Here is a 15,359-nt window from a genome sequence, read left to right on the forward strand (position 1 = left end):
GGTGGTCGGTGCCGAGGCTCAGAACGCAGCCTCGTCGAGCTCCATGATGCTGGCGTCGACGTTCTCGGCCATCGCGCGCTCGGCGGTCAGGCGGGGGAGCACGGTGCGCGCGAAGAACGACGCCGCCGCGATCTTGCCCTCGTAGAACGCCTTCTCCGAGCCGGTCGCGCCCTCGTCGAGCTTGGCGATCGCGACCTCGGCGCCGCGCAGCAGCAGCCAGGAGACGACCAGGTCGCCGAGCACGTACACCAGACGCGTCGTGTTCAGGCCGACCTTGTAGAGGTTCTTCAGGTCGCCCTTCTCGTCGGCCGGGTTGCTGGCCATGAGGTCGGTGAACGCGGCACCCAGGATGGCCTGGGCGTCGTCGAGGCCGGTCGCGAGCAGCTCGCGCTCGACCTTGAGGCGACCGTTGCCGGCCTCGCTCTTCACGAACTCGCCCACCTGCTCGGCGAGGTAGCCGATGGCGCGGCCCTTGTCCTTCACGATCTTGCGGAAGAAGAGGTCCTGGCCCTGGATGGCCGTCGTGCCCTCGTAGAGCGTGTCGATCTTGGCGTCACGCACGTACTGCTCGATCGGGTAGTCCTGCAGGAAGCCGGAGCCACCGAACGTCTGCAGCGACTCGGTGCCCAGCAGCACCCAGGAGCGCTCGGAGCCGTAGCCCTTGACGATGGGGAGCAGGAGGTCGTTGACCGACTCCTCGAGCGACGCGTCCTCGCCGGACTCCGCCTTCTGCATGATCGCGTCCTGCCAGGTCGTCGTGTAGAACACGAGCGAGCGCAGGCCCTCGGCGAAGGCCTTCTGGGTCATGAGCGAGCGGCGGACGTCGGGGTGGTGCGTGATCGTCACGCGCGGCGCGGTCTTGTCGGCGGCCTGCGTGAGGTCGGCGCCCTGGACGCGCTCCTTGGCGTACTCCAGCGCGTTCAGGTAGCCCGACGACAGCGTCGCGATGGCCTTGGCGCCCACCATCATGCGGGCGTTCTCGATGACGCGGAACATCTGGTTGATGCCGTCGTGCACCTCGCCGAGCAGCCAGCCCTTGGCCGGCTCGCCGCCACCGGTCGACGGGTCGCCGAAGGTGACCTCGCACGTGGTGGAGACCTTGATGCCCATCTTCTTCTCGACGTTCGTCACGTAGGCGCCGTTGCGCTCGCCGGTCAGCTCGCCGGTCTCGTGGTCGAAGTGGATCTTCGGGACGAGGAAGAGGCTCAGACCCTTCGTGCCGGGGCCGCCGGCGCCCTCGACGCCCACGGGGCGCGCGAGGACGAGGTGCATGATGTTCTCGCTCATGTCGTGCTCGGCCGAGGTGATGAAGCGCTTGACGCCCTCGATGTTCCAGGAGCCGTCCTCGTTCGGGTAGGCCTTGGTGCGGCCCGCGCCGACGTCGGAGCCCGCGTCGGGCTCGGTGAGCACCATCGTGGCGCCCCACTGACGGTTGGTCATGAACTCGGCGATCTTCTTGTCGCGCTCGGTGCCGTTCTCGAAGACGATGCGCGCGAAGGCCGGGCCGGCGGAGTACATCCAGATGGGCGGGTTCGCGCCGAGCACGAACTCACCGATCGCCCAGATCAGCGAGGAGGGGGCCTTCTGGCCGCCGAGCTCCTCGGGGACCTGCAGACGCCACCACTCGGCGTCCATCCACGCCTTGTAGCTCTTGGCGAAGGCGGGGTTCATGGTGACCGTCATCGCCTTGGGGTCGTAGACGGGCGGGTTGCGGTCGGAGTCCTCGAAGGAGGGGGCGAGGTCCTCGCGGGCCAGCCGCTCGGTCTCGGCGAGGATGCTCTTCGCGGTGTCGAGGTCGAGCTCCTCGAACGCACCGGTGCCGAGGACGTCCTGACGTCCGAACAGCTCGAAGAGGTTGAACTCGACGTCGCGCAGGTTGCTCTTGTAGTGGCTCATGACTGCCTGTTCCTGGATCGAGGGTGCGGTGTCCGGTGCACACGTGTTACCGATGGGTGCTACCGGCAGGTAACTTCAAGTATCCGCAGATGAGGGGCCTGACACAAGTCCCGGGAGCCGACTCGTGCGTCACGTGGGTCGGGCGACCTCCGTGCGCCCGTCAGCGGGACAGGTCGGGGACGAGCCCGACGACGCCGTGCAGGTCGTCGACGACGTGGTCGGCGCCCGCTGCGCGCAGCTCGTCGGGGCTGCACGGACCGGTCGGCACCGCGACCCCGACGACGTCGGCCGACCGGCACGCCTCCATGTCGTGCACGTGGTCGCCGACGTAGGCGGTGACGCCGCGGGCGCGGAACACGTCGGCCTTGCCCTCGCGCCAGACCTCGCCGACGACGTCGAGGTCGATCGCGAGGTGCTGGAGGTGCAGGGCGGCGTTGCGCCCGTTCTTGCCGGTGACGACGAAGGCCTCGCCGCCGGCGTCGAGCACGGCCTGCACGGCCTCGCGCGCCCCGGGGAGCAGCTCGACCCGCGGGATCGCGAGGTCGGGGTAGAGCGCGCGGTAGCGGTCGGCGACCTGGGGGACCTGCTCGGGCTCGAACCAGTGCGCGAGCTCGGCCTCGAGGGGCGGTCCGAGGCGGGAGGTGACGAGGTCGACGTCGATGAACGTCCCGGTCTCCTCCGCGAGGGCCCGGTAGGTGGCCCCGATGCCGGGCCGGGAGTCGACGAGCGTCATGTCGAGGTCGAAGCCGACGACGAGGCGGGTCACGGGCCCGAGACTAACGAACGCCGCCACCGGCGTCGGGGGAGCGTCGGTGGCGGCGTGCGTGCGCCCGGGGGTCGCGCCGGGCGGCGGGTGACCCGGCCGGGGCGTCGGGACCCGGCCGGGTGGGGGCCGTCGGTCGCGGGGACCGACGGCGGGTCTCAGAAGCGCTGGATGGTCGGGATGCGGCCGTACCCGTCGCGGGCGACGAGGTAGGCGGACTTGGTGACACCGACGGTGACGACGACGGCGCCGAGCACGGCGAGAGCGATCATGGGGGGCCTCCTCGAAGGGGGTGGGGACGAGCTGACACGTCCATGGTCGCGCTGTCCACTGTCAAGGACAAGCGAAGAGAACTTCACGTAACGTGTAGCATCACTACATGGATGTCCGTCGTCTCATGGTTCTGAGGGAATTGTCGGAGCGGGGCTCGGTGGGTGCCGTCGCCGATGCGATGAGGGTCACACCGTCGGCGGTGTCGCAGCAGCTCAAGGCGCTGGAGAAGGAGGCGGGCTACCCCCTCGTCGAGCCGGCCGGGCGGGGCGTGGCGCTGACCGAGGCGGGTCGAGCGCTGGCCCGCGCGGCCACCGACATCGCGGTCGCGATCGAGCGGGCCGAGGGCGAGTGGCGCGCCTTCATGGAGCAGCCGGCCGGCCGCGTCACGCTGGTGACCTTCCCGACGGGAGGGGAGATGCTGCTGCCCGGGCTGCTGACCAGGATGGCCGAGCGGCCCGACGTCGAGCTGCTGTGCACCGACACCGAGGACCCCGACGCCGTCGGCGACCTGACCGCCGACCACGACGTGGTGCTGTCGGACTCGCCCACGACGTCGGCCGCCTGGCACGACCGTGGCCTGCAGGTCGTGCCGCTGATGAGCGAGCCGCTCGACGTCGCCCTGCCGCAGGACCACCCCCTCGCCCGCAAGGCGAACCTGTCGCCGCGCGACGTCGTCGGCGAGACCTGGATCGGCGTCCCGCCCGGCTACCCCTTCGACCGCGTCCTCGAGCAGGTCGTGGTCGCGACCGGCCAGCCCGTGCAGGTCGCGCAGCGCTTCGCCGACAACGGCGTGGTCGAGGCGATGGTCGCGGGCGGGCACGGCCTCGCGATCCTGCCGCGCTTCACGACGCGCGAGCACGGCAACGGCCTGGTGACCCGCCCCCTGCTCGGCGTCCGCGCGCGCCGTGAGATCTCCGCCGTCCTGCGCCCCGACCGCTTCGAGCGCCCCTCCGTCCGCCTCGTCGTCCAGGCCCTGCGCGAGGAGGCGCGCCTCGTCGCCGACGCCCACGGCGCCGCGTGAGCGGAGATTCCCAGGTCGACCTGGGAATCTCCTCACCAGGCACGGGAATCTCAGCCAGGCACGGGAAGCAAGCCGTGCGCGGCTGGGATTCCCAGGTCGACCTGGGAATCCGTCCCGGCCGTCAGTCCTTGGCGAACCGCGCGGCGAAGCGCTCGAACTCCGGGCTCGACAGCGACTCCGCCTGGAACTGCGCCTCGACGTCGAGCGAGGTGGCCGCGTCCGACGTCGCCGCGACGCGCAGCGACTCCTTCACGTGCGCCATCAGCACGGGGTTGCGCTCGCACCAGCCGAGCGCGACGTCGCGGGCGCGGGTCTGGGCGTCGTCGGCGATCTCCTGGGCGATGCCGAGGCGCAGCGCGTCGTCGGCGCCGATGACGTCGCCCGCGTAGAGCGCGGCGGCGGTGTTGGCCGAGCCGATCCGCTGCGTCAGCATCCACGTGCAGCCGCCGCCGGGGTGCAGGCCGATCTGGGTGAAGGTCGGGCCGAACCCGGCGCGGGGGCCGGCGACGATCACGTCGCAGGCGAGCGCGATGTTGAGGCCGGCGCCGACCGCGGGGCCGTGCACGGCCGCGATGGTGGGGATCGCGAGGTCGCGGATCGGCAGGAACGACGCGTAGACCTTCATGAGGTGGTCGCGCAGCTCGTCGACGGGGCGGGTGCGGTCGCCGAACAGGTTGGTCACGTTCGCGCCGGAGCAGAAGGCGCGCCCCGCGCCGGTCACGAGCAGCGCGCGGGCGTGCTCGTCGGCCGCAACAGCGGCCACCGCGTCGCGCAGCTCGTCGAGCAGGGGCCAGTCGAGGGCGTTGAGCCGCTCCGGGTCGTTCAGCGTGATGGTCCGCAGCGGACCGTCGGACTGCAGCAGCACGAAGGACATGCGGGCACCGTAGCGGCCGGCGCTACAGGGCGCGGCGGACGACCTCCGCCATGCCGGCGTACCCGCGGTCGTTGGGGTGGAAGCGGTCCTCGGCGAGACGTCCGCGCCAGTCGCGCATGTGCGGCACGCGGAAGTCGGCGACGCGGATCGCGCCGGCGCGGGCGCGGGCATCGACGACCCGGTTGAACGCGACGGCCGAGCGCTGCAGGCCCGGCTGCGTCGCCACGACCGTGCCGCGCGGGACGGCGTCGAGCAGCTGCTCCGTCGCGGCCGGCAGGCGGCGGCTCCAGCGCGGGCTCATGAGGTCGTTGTTGCCGATGAGCAGGGTCACCAGCGCGACGTCGTGCCCGATGGCACGCACCTGCTCGAGGGCGGGGAGCTGTCGGTCGAGGACGTCGAGCACGCGTGCGCCGTTGAACGACAGGTTGAGCACCGCGACGTCGCGCAGGGCCGACGGCGGGTCGCCGGCCAGCTGGCCCACCCAGCCGCGGTCGGGTGCGCTCGCACCGATGCCCTGGGTCATCGAGTCGCCGAGCGCGACCCACAGCGGCCGACCGGAGCCGAGGGCGCGACGGTTCGCGTCCTCCCACCAGCGCGCGTACGGCTCGACCTGCTCCATCACGCTGCGGACGCCGGGCAGGACCAGCGCCAGCTTGGAGACCACCGGGCCGGGCGGCCGTCCGCTGAGGTTGGAGTACTCGAACGTCGTCACGCGCCCAGTGAACCAACGGGCCCACGGTCGCGCAGGTCGCGTGAGCGGGCTCACGGGCTCCGCAGACCTCGGAGACCAGAGGTTTTCGCGCGGGTCATGCCGACGAAACACCGCCCGTGTTTCATCGTAGGTAACAAAGTTTCGTCGCAAGAATCAACGATCTGGAGGATGCCATGACCGCCGACACGCAGACCGCCACGTCCGTCCCACCCTTCCGCGTGACCGCGGACGGCCACGTCGGGCTGCCTCCCATGAACATCGGCAGCACGCTCGGCTTCATCGGCGACGTCTACGAGAACCCCGACGACAGCGTCATGTGCTCCGGGTACTTCGAGCTGCTGCACACCGACGAGCCGCTCGAGTACTTCTACGACTACGACGAGATGAAGGTCGTGCTCGAGGGCGAGCTTCACCTCGTGAACCTCGACACCGGGCAGGAGCTCGTCGCGCGCCGCCACGACGCGATCTTCTTCCCCCAGGGCTCGCGCATCGGGTTCAGCACGCCCGACCGCGCGCTGGCCTTCTACACCGGGCACCGCGACGCGAGCCTGCTGTGAACCCGGCCCTCGAGCTCACCAGCGTCCCGACGTGGGCGGTCCGACCGTCGACGCCACCGTGCGACCCCTCCGCCACGGCGTGCACGGCCGTGGCCGTCGGGCCTGACGCCGTCGACGTCGCGACCACCTGGCTCGCCGAGGCCGTCGCACCGGGACGTCTGCACGCCGTCGCCGCCACCGACGAGGCACTGGCCGTGGTCGACGCCGAGCTCGCCGACGCCCGCGTCGGCTGGCGGCTGCTGGTCGCCGGGCCGCTGACGGCCGTGCTGCCGCTGCGCGCCCGCGCCCTCGCCGGAGGCCTGCTCGACGCCGAGCTCGCGGTGGCCACGACCACCACTGACGACCTGCTCGTCACGTGCGCCCACTGCGCCGCGGTCACCTCGGCGCCCACCCACGTCGGGGGCGTCGTCCCCTGCGCCGGGTGCGAGCGACGGCTCGTCGTGCACCACCACGTCTCGCGACGCCAGGGGGCCTTCCTCGGCTACCAGGTCGACGCAGAGCAGTGGGACGCCGGGCAATGGGACGCCGGGCAGTGGGAGGAGGGGGCGTGAGCGAGCACCTCTCCCTCGTCGTGGCCGCCGTCGACGACACCGTGCCCGGCGTCCGGTCGGTTCGCCTCGTGCGTCCCGACGGCGCGGCCCTGCCCGGGTACACGCCCGGCAGCCACGTCGTGGTGACCTGCGGACCGCCGGGCTCGACCGCGAACGCCTACTCGCTCACCGGCGACTCCGTCGCGCCGCGGGCCTACGAGATCTCGGTGCTGCGCCTCGACGCCGGGCGCGGCGGCTCGCGCTGGGTGCACGCCCTGACCACCGGCGACCGGGTCGAGGTGACGCCTCCGCGGTCGGCGTTCCCGCCCGTGCTCGCCGCCCGCCGGCACCTGCTCGTGGCCGGCGGCATCGGGGTCACCCCGATCCTGTCGCACCTGCGCAGCGCGGTGCGGTGGGGTCGCGACGTCGAGGTGCTGTACGCGCACCGACCCGGCGCGGCGGCCCATCTCGACGACCTGCACGACCTCGCCGGCGACGCCCTCACCTGCCTCACCGACCGGACCGCCCTCGGCGACCACCTCGAGCGCCGCCTCGCCGACCAGCCGGTCGGCACCCACCTCTACACGTGCGGTCCGGCCGGGTTCATGGACACCGTCACGCTCGCCGCCCGACGCCTCGGCTGGCCCGACGAGCGCATCCACGTGGAGCACTTCGGTGTCGACGACCTCGACCCCGGCGAGCCGTTCGAGGCCGTCCTCCGGACGTCGGGCCGCACCGTCCCCGTCCCGTCGGGCACGAGCCTGCTCGACGCGCTCGAGGGTGCGGGGCTGTCGGTGCCGAACCTCTGCCGCCAGGGCGTCTGCGGCGAGTGCCGGGTGCCCGTCGCCGCCGGCACGCCGCTGCACCGCGACCTCGTCCTCACCGACGCCGAGAAGGCCGCCGCCGACACGCTCCTGTGCTGCGTGTCGCGCGCCGCCGACGACCGACTGGAGCTCGACCTGTGACCACCCAGCCCAGCGTGGACCGCGCCCTCGTCGCGGGCTTCCCGTTCCCGTTCCCCACCGACCGCTACCGCTACTCCACCAACGTCGAGCCGGCACCGCGCGCCGTCAGCACGCCCGCAGGGCAGTGGGGCGCGAGCCTCGTCGACGTCGACGGCGAGTACCACCGCGAGCTGGCCGAGCGCGCCGCCGTCCTCGAGCGCGACCCGAGCCGCTACGCGGTGCTCGACCACATGGCGCCGGCCTGCTGGGACACGATGCTCACGCTCATGCGTGAGCTGGCCGCCGCCTACCCCGACGTCATGAGCCTCGACGGCGACGGGCCGTCGTACGTCTGGACCAACCGGCTCCTCGACGTCGAGCAGCCGTTCACGTACGCGCAGCCGTCGACGCTGCCGGACGAGCCGCTGCGCTACGTCGCCTCCCAGGTGCAGGAGGACCTCGTGCTGCTCGACCAGCGCGACGGCGACCTCTGGGGCGACGCGGGCCTGGTGACGTTCGCCGCCGACTGGTCGTTCGGCTTCGACGTCGGCATGACGTTCCTGGAGATCCACGGGCCGGTCCCGCGGCTGCGTGAGACCGGCGTCATCACCCGCGCCCGCGAGTTCATCTTGCGGCTCCAGCCGGGTGCCCCGTACCGGCGCACCAACTGGACGCTCACCATCGGGCGCCAGCTCGACGTGTCGACCGAGCGGTACCCCGAGTGGGGGCCGGACCGGCCGCGCATGCTGACCGTCGACGACGCGACGTTCGGCCGCGAGGTGCACCTGCGCACCGAGGTGCAGCACCTGGTGCGCCTCGAGGAGTCCGGCGCGGTGCTGTTCCTCATCCGCACCTACCTGCTGCCGTTCGAGGAGCTCGCGCGCGTGGAGCCGTGGCGGGCCACCACGGCGGCCGTGCTGGCCGACCTCCCCGACGACATCGCCGACTACAAGGGCATCGCCGGCTACCGCGACCGCGCCGTCGACTGGCTGCACGCGCACGCGCCCTGAGTCCCCCGACCCCCGGACCGACCCCCGGTCCGGCGCGGCGTCCCGACCCGGGGCGTCGCCACCACCCCCCACCCGAGGAGGTCTGCCGATGACCGCAGCCGACGTGGCGTGGATGCTCGCCGCATTCGCCGTCGTCCTGATCATGTTCCCCGGCATCGCGTTGTTCTACGGAGGCATGGTCGGGCCGAGGAACGCCCTGAACATGCTGATGATGTGCATGAGCACGCTCGCCGTCGTGTCCGTCCTGTACGTGCTCTACGGCCACGGCGTGGTCGTCGGCGACAGCCTCGGTGGCTGGCGCGTGATCGGCGACCCGCTGCAGCACCTGGGCTGGACGGGCATCTACGACGACCCCGGTGACGGGTCGATCGTCGACCCCTACTGGTTCTCCTTCTACGTGCTGTTCGCCGCGATCACGGTCGCGATCGTCGCGTCGGCGGCGGTCGGGCGCATGAAGTTCTCCGCGTGGCTCGTGTTCTCGGGCGTGTGGCTCACGCTCGTCTACCTGCCGCTCGGCCACCAGGTGTTCGCGTTCGACGGCGACGACACGAAGGGCGGCTGGCTGCGCAACGTCGTGCAGCTGCACGACTACGCGGGTGGCACGGCCGTGCACATGTCGGCCGGGTTCGGGGCGCTCGCGCTGGCGCTCGTGCTCGGCAAGCGTCGCACCGTGCAGATGCGGCCCCACAACCTGCCGATCGTCCTCGTCGGCGTCGGCATGCTGTGGATGGGCTGGATCGGCTTCAACGGCGGCACGGCCGGCGGCGCGAACTTCCTCGCCCAGTTCGCGATCATGTCGACGTTGCTCGCCGGCTGCACCGGCATGATCGGGTTCTGCCTCGTCGAGCGGGTGCGCGACGGGCACGCCACCACCCTCGGCATGTGCTCCGGCGTGATCGCCGGGCTCGTCGGCATCACCCCGTCGGCGGACGCCGTCGACGCGCTCGGTGCGCTGTTCGTCGGGTTCGCGTCGGGCGCGGTCGTCGCGTGGGCGGTCACGTGGAAGTCGCGGCTGGGGATCGACGAGTCGCTCGACGCGTTCGCGGTGCACGGGATCGGCGGCATCGTCGGCTCGCTGTGCGTGGTGCTCATCGGCTTCGAGGGCTCACCGGCCGGCATCCGCGGCATCCTCCTCGGCGGCAGCTGGGACATCGTCTGGCGCGAGGTCGTGGGGATCGTCGTCGTGTCGGGCTACGCGTTCGTCGCGACCTACGTCATCGCGCGGGTGCTCGACCGGGTGATGGGCCTGCGGGCGCCGGAGGAGCACGAGCTGGAGGGCATGGACCTCACGCAGCACGCCGAGTCGGCCTACGACCTCGAGAGGACCTGACGTGAAGCTCGTGACCGCCGTCGTCCAGCCGCACCGGCTCGACGACGTCAAGGAGGCGCTGACCGGTCTCGGCATGGCGGGGCTGACCGTCACGGAGGTGTCGGGCCACGGTGCGCAGAAGGGCCACGCAGAGGTGTACCGGGGTGCGGAGTACCGCGTGGAGTTCCGTCCGAAGGTGCGCGTCGACGTGGTGGTCTCCGACGCCGACCTGGAGACGGTGCTCGACGCGGTGACCGAGGCCGCCCGCACCGGGCGGATCGGCGACGGGAAGATCTGGGCGACCGACCTGGTGGAGGTCGTCCGGGTGCGGACGGGGGAGCGGGGCGAGTCGGCCGTCTGACGGTCGCCCCACCCGTCGGGGGTGAGGAGCGCGGCGTCGCCCGGGGGTCGACGCCGCGCTCCCCTCGTCGCCCGCAGCGCTCAGGGTCGGGTACCTTGGGCGTCACCGGCCGATGTAGCTCAATGGCAGAGCGCTTGCTTCCCAAGCAAGACACGCGGGTTCGATTCCCGTCATCGGCTCCACGTCGCGGAGCGACCGTTCGCCGATGCGTCATCGAGTCGGGCCCCCAGTGCGGCGGAGCCGCCGGGCTTGGGATCCCGTCATCGGCTCCATCGCGCCGAAGGCGCTCTACTGCCGATGCGTCATCGAGTCGGGCCGCCAGTGCGGCGGAGCCGCCGGGCTTGGGATCCCGTCATCGGCTCCGAGCGCAGCTGTCCCGGACCGACGGCGTCGCGGTCTAGGTGCCGACGACGTCGCTGCGCCGCTCGACGAGGAGGGTGTCGCGCCACCGCCCTGCGGCGGGGCCGGCGGCGGCGCGGCCGATCCGCTCGCGGTGGCCGACGACGCGGAACCCGTGGCGCAGGTGGAGCCGCAGGCTGGCCTCGTTCTCGGGGAAGACGCTCGACTGCACGGTCCAGATGCCAGCGGCCTCGGTCGACGCGACCAGCGCGTCGAGGAGCAGACTGCCGACCCCGCGTCCCTGCGCGTCGGGCGCGACGTAGACCGAGTGCTCGACCACCCCGGCGTACACGGCGCGGCTCGACGTGGGCGAGCACGCCACCCAGCCGAGCGCCGTGCCGCCGCCGACCGCGACGTGCCGGTGGCCCGGCGGACGGCCGGCCGCGAACTCGTCCCACGTCGACGTCGCCGACTCGAAGGTCGCGTCGCCGGTGGCGATCCCCGCCGCCCAGATGCGTTCGACGTCGGGCCAGTCCGCCTCGACCATCGGCCGGACGCCGATGTCGGACGAGCTGTCGGTCCGCGTGGTCATGGGCCGAGTATGCGCCCGCGGCGGCAGGGCTCGTCGTCATCACCCCCACCGAAACCGGCTCTCCCCCACGGAACATCGCGTGGGGGAGAGCCGGTTCGCGTGGGCCCCACGCAAACGCGCGTCGGGGGGCGGGGTCAGCCGGCGGACTCGCGCTCGAGGAGGGCGAGGAACTCGTCGGCCATCGCGAGCTGGCGCTCGAGCGTCTCCCGTCGCGCCACGGCGTCGGCCCGGACCTCGGCCAGGTGGGCGCGCGCGTCGTCGGGTGATCCCGTGCCCCGCAGGGCCTCGAGGTCGGCCATCACGGCCTTCATCTCCTCGATCGAGAACCCGAGGGGCTTCATCCGGCGGATCACCAGGATCTTCTCCACGTCGGCCTCGGTGTACAGCCGGAAGCCGCCCTCCGAGCGACCGGAGGGGCGCAGCAGGCCGACCTCCTCCCAGTGGCGCAGGCTGCGCAGCGACAGCTCGGTCCGTGCGGCGACCTCGCCGATCTGCATGAACGCCGACCCGTCGACGTCGTCGTCCGTCATCCGTGACCATCCTCACCTGCTCGGTGCGTCGAACTCTACCCTCACGTAAGGGTAGAGTCGGGCGCAGACCCTCGACGGCGCGAGCCGTCGCGCCCATGGTGCCGCACGCCGCGCCCGGGCCCCGTCCACCACCTCCAAGACCAGGCGCCGACCGTGGCGCGCCCAGGAGCCCCATGTCGTCCACCGCCGTCCCGGTCCACGAGCCGACCACCGTCCGCGCCGCCCTGCGCAGCCCCCGGATCCTGCGCACCGAGGTGCTGGCCGGTCTCGTGGTCGCGCTGGCGCTCATCCCCGAGGCGATCTCGTTCTCGATCATCGCCGGCGTCGACCCCCGCGTCGGCCTGTTCGCGTCGTTCACGATGGCCGTCGCGATCTCCTTCCTCGGCGGCCGTCCCGCGATGATCTCCGCCGCCACCGGCGCGATCGCCCTCGTGATCGCACCGGTGATGCGGGAGCACGGCTACGACTACCTGATCGCCACCGTGCTCCTGGGCGGCGCGATCCAGGTGGTGCTGGCGCTCGTCGGCGTCGCCCGACTGATGCGGTTCGTCCCGCGATCGGTCATGGTCGGGTTCGTCAACGCCCTCGCCATCCTCATCTTCCAGGCCCAGATCACGCATCTCGTCGACGTCCCCTGGCAGGTCTACCCGATGGTGGCCGTGGGCATCGCCGTGATCGTCGCCTTCCCCCGGGTGAATGCCGTGGTCCCGGCGCCGCTGGTCGCGATCGTCGCGCTGACCGCCTTCACGCTGGCGGCGTCGCTCACCGTGCCCGACGTCGGTGACCAGGGGACCCTGCCCGACAGCCTGCCGTCGTGGTTCGTCCCCGACGTCCCCCTCACGCTCGACACGCTGAGGATCATCGCGCCCTACGCCCTCGCGATGGCCGTCGTCGGACTGCTCGAGTCGCTGCTCACCGCCAAGCTCGTCGACGACATCACCGACACACCCTCGGACAAGACGCGCGAGGCGGCCGGCCAGGGAGCCGCCAACGTCATCACCGGGTTCTTCGGCGGCATGGGCGGCTGCGCCATGATCGGCCAGACGATGATCAACGTGAAGGTCTCGGGTGCGCGCACCCGGATCTCGACCTTCCTCGCGGGCGTGTTCCTGCTGGTGCTGGTCGTCGGGTTCGGTGACGTCGTCGCCCTCATCCCCATGGCCGCGCTCGTCGCCGTCATGGTGATGGTGTCGGTCGGCACCTTCGACTGGCACTCCGTGCGCCCGGCCACGCTGCGACGCATGCCGCGCAGCGAGACGGCGGTCATGGTCGTCACCGTGCTCGGCACCGTGCTCACCCACAACCTGGCGATCGGCGTCGTCGTGGGCGTCCTGACGGCCATGACGCTCTTCGCGCGCCGCGTCGCGCACCTGACCGACGTCGAGCGCACCGTCGCCCGTGACGCCGACGGCGCCGCGACCGCCACCTACCGTGTCACCGGGCAGCTGTTCTTCGCCTCCAGCAACGAGCTGTACACGCGGTTCGACTACGCCGACGACCCGGAGCGCGTCGTCGTCGACCTCTCGGACGCGCGGGTCTGGGACGCCTCGACGGTGGCCGCGCTCGACGCGATCACGACGAAGTACGCCCGGCGTGGCACGTGCGTCGACATCGTCGGGCTCGACGCGGCGAGCGCGGAGCGGCACCAGCGACTCACCGGTCGGCTCGGTGGCCACTGAGCATCAGGGCCGTACGTCAGGCCCCTCGACCCCGTCGAGCAGCCGCGCGACGCGCCCCAGCGCGCCGGGGACGACGGAGTAGAACGCCCACGTCCCGCGCTGCTCGCGGGACAGCAGCCCCGCCTCGACGAGGACCTTCAGGTGGTGGGAGACGGTCGCCTGGCTGAGGCCGACCGGGCCGGTGATGTCGCAGACGCAGGCCTCGCCGCCCTCGTGCGCCGCCACCAGCGACAGCAGCCGGACGCGGCTGGGGTCGGCGAGCGCCTTGAAGGTGCGGGCCAGGTCGACCGCCTCCTCGCGCTCGAGCGGCGTCGAGGCCAGCGTCCCGCCACAGGCCGAGGCCGTCGTCGGGAGCGGCGAGGAGGTCACCCGGCGAGTATGCCCCAGGACCCGCTACGCTCCCTCCATCGACATCCGTCGATCTATCCGTCCCGACGAAGGAGCGGCCGTGCAGCAGCGCCTCGGCACCACGTCGTCCAACCCGGCACCCCCGGTGGAGCGGCTGTCGCGGCTCGACCGGCTGCTGCCCGTCTGGATCCTGCTGGCGATGGCGCTCGGGCTGCTCCTCGGCCGCACCGTCGAGGGGCTCGACTCCGCGCTCGAGGCGGTGTCGGTGGGCTCGGTCTCGCTGCCGATCGCGGTCGGGCTGCTCGTGATGATGTACCCGGTGCTCGCGAAGGTCCGCTACGACGAGACGTCGCGGGTCACCGGCGACCGCCGGCTCCTCGCCGCCTCCCTCGTCCTGAACTGGGTCGTCGGCCCGGCCCTCATGTTCGCGCTCGCGTGGCTGTTCCTGCCCGACCTGCCGGAGCTGCGCACCGGGCTCGTGATCGTCGGCCTCGCGCGCTGCATCGCGATGGTCCTCATCTGGAACGACCTCGCCTGCGGCGACCGCGAGGCGGCCGCCGTGCTCGTCGCCGTCAACTCCGTCTTCCAGGTCGTCGCGTTCGGGGCGCTCGGCTGGTTCTACCTGCAGGTGCTGCCGGGCTGGCTCGGGCTCGAGACCACGTCGGCGGAGTTCTCGTTCGCGGCGATCACCCTCAGCGTCGTGGTGTTCCTCGGCGTCCCGCTCCTCGCGGGCTGGGCCACCCGGACGCTCGGCGAGCGGGCGCGGGGCCGCGACTGGTACGAGGAGACGTTCCTCCCGCGGCTCGGCCCCTGGGCGCTCTACGGACTGCTGTTCACGATCGTCGTGCTGTTCGCGCTCCAGGGCGACGCCATCGCGAGCCGGCCGCTCGACGTCGCACGCGTCGCGCTGCCCCTGCTCGTCTACTTCGCCCTGACGTTCGCGCTCGGGATGCTGCTCGGCCGCGCGCTGCGCCTCGGCTACGCCAAGAGCACGACGGTGGCCTTCACCGCCGCGGGCAACAACTTCGAGCTCGCCATCGCGGTCGCCGTGGGCACCTTCGGGGTGACCTCCGGCCAGGCGCTCGCCGGCGTCGTCGGCCCGCTCGTCGAGGTCCCCGTCCTGGTGGGTCTCGTCCACGTCGCGCTCTGGGCGCGTCGCTTCTACCCCCTCGAGGAGTCCCCCCGATGAGCCGTTCCCGTCCCACCGTCCTGTTCGTCTGCGTGCACAACGCCGGACGCTCCCAGATGGCCGCCGGCTTCCTGCGCGAGCTGGGCGGCGACGAGGTGGAGGTGCTCTCGGCCGGCTCCACGCCCGCCGACCAGGTGAACCCGGTGGCCGTCGAGGCCATGGCCGAGCTCGGCGTCGACATCGCCGGCCAGCAGCCGAAGGTCCTCACCGACGACGCCGTCGTCGCGGCCGACGTCGTCGTGACCATGGGGTGCGGCGACGAGTGCCCCTTCTACGTCGGCAAGCGGTACGAGGACTGGGTGCTCGACGATCCCGCGGGACAGGGTCTCGACACCGTGCGCCCGATCCGCGACGAGATCCGCACCCGCGTCGAGCAGCTCCTCGCCTCGCTGCGCTGAGCGGGGCCGCAGGGATGCGCCCGACCCCCGGCGC

General features: G+C 72.3%; 17 protein-coding genes and 1 tRNA gene. 11 read left to right on the forward strand and 7 right to left on the reverse strand.

Annotation, left to right across the window (positions count from 1 at the left end; all coding sequences use genetic code 11):
• Positions 1-18 precede the first annotated feature (18 nt).
• Both QE370_RS05975 and QE370_RS05980 read right to left on the reverse strand, forming a co-directional pair.
• Positions 19-1,896, reverse strand: a complete 1,878-nt coding sequence (locus QE370_RS05975; RefSeq protein ID WP_253027086.1) for an acyl-CoA dehydrogenase — start codon at positions 1,894-1,896, stop codon at positions 19-21.
• A gap of 160 nt (positions 1,897-2,056) precedes the next feature.
• Positions 2,057-2,662, reverse strand: coding sequence for an HAD family hydrolase (locus QE370_RS05980; protein ID WP_253027087.1), 606 nt, complete (start codon positions 2,660-2,662; stop codon positions 2,057-2,059).
• A 376-nt stretch (positions 2,663-3,038) separates the two neighbouring features.
• On the opposite strand from QE370_RS05980, the gene QE370_RS05985 reads away from it, so the two are divergent.
• On the forward strand, positions 3,039-3,953 hold the full coding sequence (locus QE370_RS05985; protein WP_309633780.1) for a LysR family transcriptional regulator: 915 nt from the start codon (positions 3,039-3,041) through the stop codon (positions 3,951-3,953).
• Between the two features lie 121 nt (positions 3,954-4,074).
• Here the strand turns inward: QE370_RS05985 and QE370_RS05990 are convergent, their stop codons facing one another.
• Positions 4,075-4,827: an enoyl-CoA hydratase gene (locus QE370_RS05990; RefSeq protein ID WP_309633781.1), complete on the reverse strand. Its 753-nt coding sequence runs from the start codon at positions 4,825-4,827 to the stop codon at positions 4,075-4,077.
• A gap of 22 nt (positions 4,828-4,849) precedes the next feature.
• Positions 4,850-5,539 (reverse strand): SGNH/GDSL hydrolase family protein, encoded by a 690-nt coding sequence (locus tag QE370_RS05995; protein ID WP_309633782.1) that lies wholly within the window; start codon positions 5,537-5,539, stop codon positions 4,850-4,852.
• 173 nt (positions 5,540-5,712) lie between these two features.
• Between QE370_RS05995 and QE370_RS06000 the strand changes: the two genes are divergently transcribed.
• The 7 genes from QE370_RS06000 to QE370_RS06030 all read left to right on the forward strand — a co-directional run bounded on the left by QE370_RS06000 (position 5,713) and on the right by QE370_RS06030 (position 10,432).
• Positions 5,713-6,096, forward strand: a complete 384-nt coding sequence (locus QE370_RS06000; RefSeq protein WP_253027090.1) for a hypothetical protein — start codon at positions 5,713-5,715, stop codon at positions 6,094-6,096.
• Positions 6,093-6,647 (forward strand): dimethylamine monooxygenase subunit DmmA family protein, encoded by a 555-nt coding sequence (locus QE370_RS06005; RefSeq protein ID WP_309633783.1) that lies wholly within the window; start codon positions 6,093-6,095, stop codon positions 6,645-6,647. Before QE370_RS06000 ends, QE370_RS06005 begins: the two co-directional genes overlap by 4 nt.
• Positions 6,644-7,591, forward strand: a complete 948-nt coding sequence (locus tag QE370_RS06010) for a PDR/VanB family oxidoreductase (protein WP_309633784.1) — start codon at positions 6,644-6,646, stop codon at positions 7,589-7,591. The genes QE370_RS06005 and QE370_RS06010 overlap by 4 nt, the downstream gene beginning before the upstream one ends.
• A 14-nt stretch (positions 7,592-7,605) precedes the next feature.
• Positions 7,606-8,580 (forward strand): DUF3445 domain-containing protein, encoded by a 975-nt coding sequence (locus QE370_RS06015; RefSeq protein ID WP_309633785.1) that lies wholly within the window; start codon positions 7,606-7,608, stop codon positions 8,578-8,580.
• An 88-nt stretch (positions 8,581-8,668) separates the two neighbouring features.
• Positions 8,669-9,910: an ammonium transporter gene (locus QE370_RS06020; protein ID WP_309633786.1), complete on the forward strand. Its 1,242-nt coding sequence runs from the start codon at positions 8,669-8,671 to the stop codon at positions 9,908-9,910.
• Position 9,911: 1 nt separating this feature from the next.
• The gene (locus QE370_RS06025) at positions 9,912-10,250 is read left to right on the forward strand and encodes a P-II family nitrogen regulator (RefSeq protein ID WP_309633787.1); all 339 of its coding nucleotides are present in this window, start codon (positions 9,912-9,914) and stop codon (positions 10,248-10,250) included.
• 108 nt (positions 10,251-10,358) lie between these two features.
• Positions 10,359-10,432, forward strand: a tRNA-Gly gene (locus tag QE370_RS06030).
• 215 nt (positions 10,433-10,647) lie between these two features.
• Here QE370_RS06030 and QE370_RS06035 read toward each other — a convergent pair.
• The gene (locus QE370_RS06035) at positions 10,648-11,181 is read right to left on the reverse strand and encodes an N-acetyltransferase family protein (RefSeq protein ID WP_309633788.1); all 534 of its coding nucleotides are present in this window, start codon (positions 11,179-11,181) and stop codon (positions 10,648-10,650) included.
• A gap of 134 nt (positions 11,182-11,315) precedes the next feature.
• Positions 11,316-11,711, reverse strand: a complete 396-nt coding sequence (locus tag QE370_RS06040; RefSeq protein ID WP_309633789.1) for a MerR family transcriptional regulator — start codon at positions 11,709-11,711, stop codon at positions 11,316-11,318.
• A 173-nt stretch (positions 11,712-11,884) separates the two neighbouring features.
• Between QE370_RS06040 and QE370_RS06045 the strand changes: the two genes are divergently transcribed.
• The gene (locus QE370_RS06045; protein WP_309633790.1) at positions 11,885-13,390 is read left to right on the forward strand and encodes a SulP family inorganic anion transporter; all 1,506 of its coding nucleotides are present in this window, start codon (positions 11,885-11,887) and stop codon (positions 13,388-13,390) included.
• A 3-nt stretch (positions 13,391-13,393) separates the two neighbouring features.
• Here the strand turns inward: QE370_RS06045 and QE370_RS06050 are convergent, their stop codons facing one another.
• A complete protein-coding gene (locus tag QE370_RS06050) occupies positions 13,394-13,759 on the reverse strand; it encodes an ArsR/SmtB family transcription factor (RefSeq protein ID WP_396127806.1) in 366 nt (121 codons plus the stop codon).
• A 79-nt stretch (positions 13,760-13,838) separates the two neighbouring features.
• Between QE370_RS06050 and arsB the strand changes: the two genes are divergently transcribed.
• Together arsB and QE370_RS06060 are read left to right on the forward strand one after the other, a co-directional pair.
• On the forward strand, positions 13,839-14,927 hold the full coding sequence (arsB, locus tag QE370_RS06055) for an ACR3 family arsenite efflux transporter (RefSeq protein WP_309633791.1): 1,089 nt from the start codon (positions 13,839-13,841) through the stop codon (positions 14,925-14,927).
• Positions 14,924-15,325 carry an arsenate reductase ArsC gene (locus tag QE370_RS06060; protein WP_309633792.1) on the forward strand — a complete coding sequence of 134 codons (402 nt, stop codon included), beginning with the start codon at positions 14,924-14,926 and terminating at the stop codon, positions 15,323-15,325. Before arsB ends, QE370_RS06060 begins: the two co-directional genes overlap by 4 nt.
• The last annotated feature ends 34 nt before the right edge of the window (positions 15,326-15,359 follow it).

Source organism: Aeromicrobium sp. SORGH_AS_0981, assembly GCF_031453195.1.
Classification (GTDB): domain Bacteria; phylum Actinomycetota; class Actinomycetes; order Propionibacteriales; family Nocardioidaceae; genus Aeromicrobium.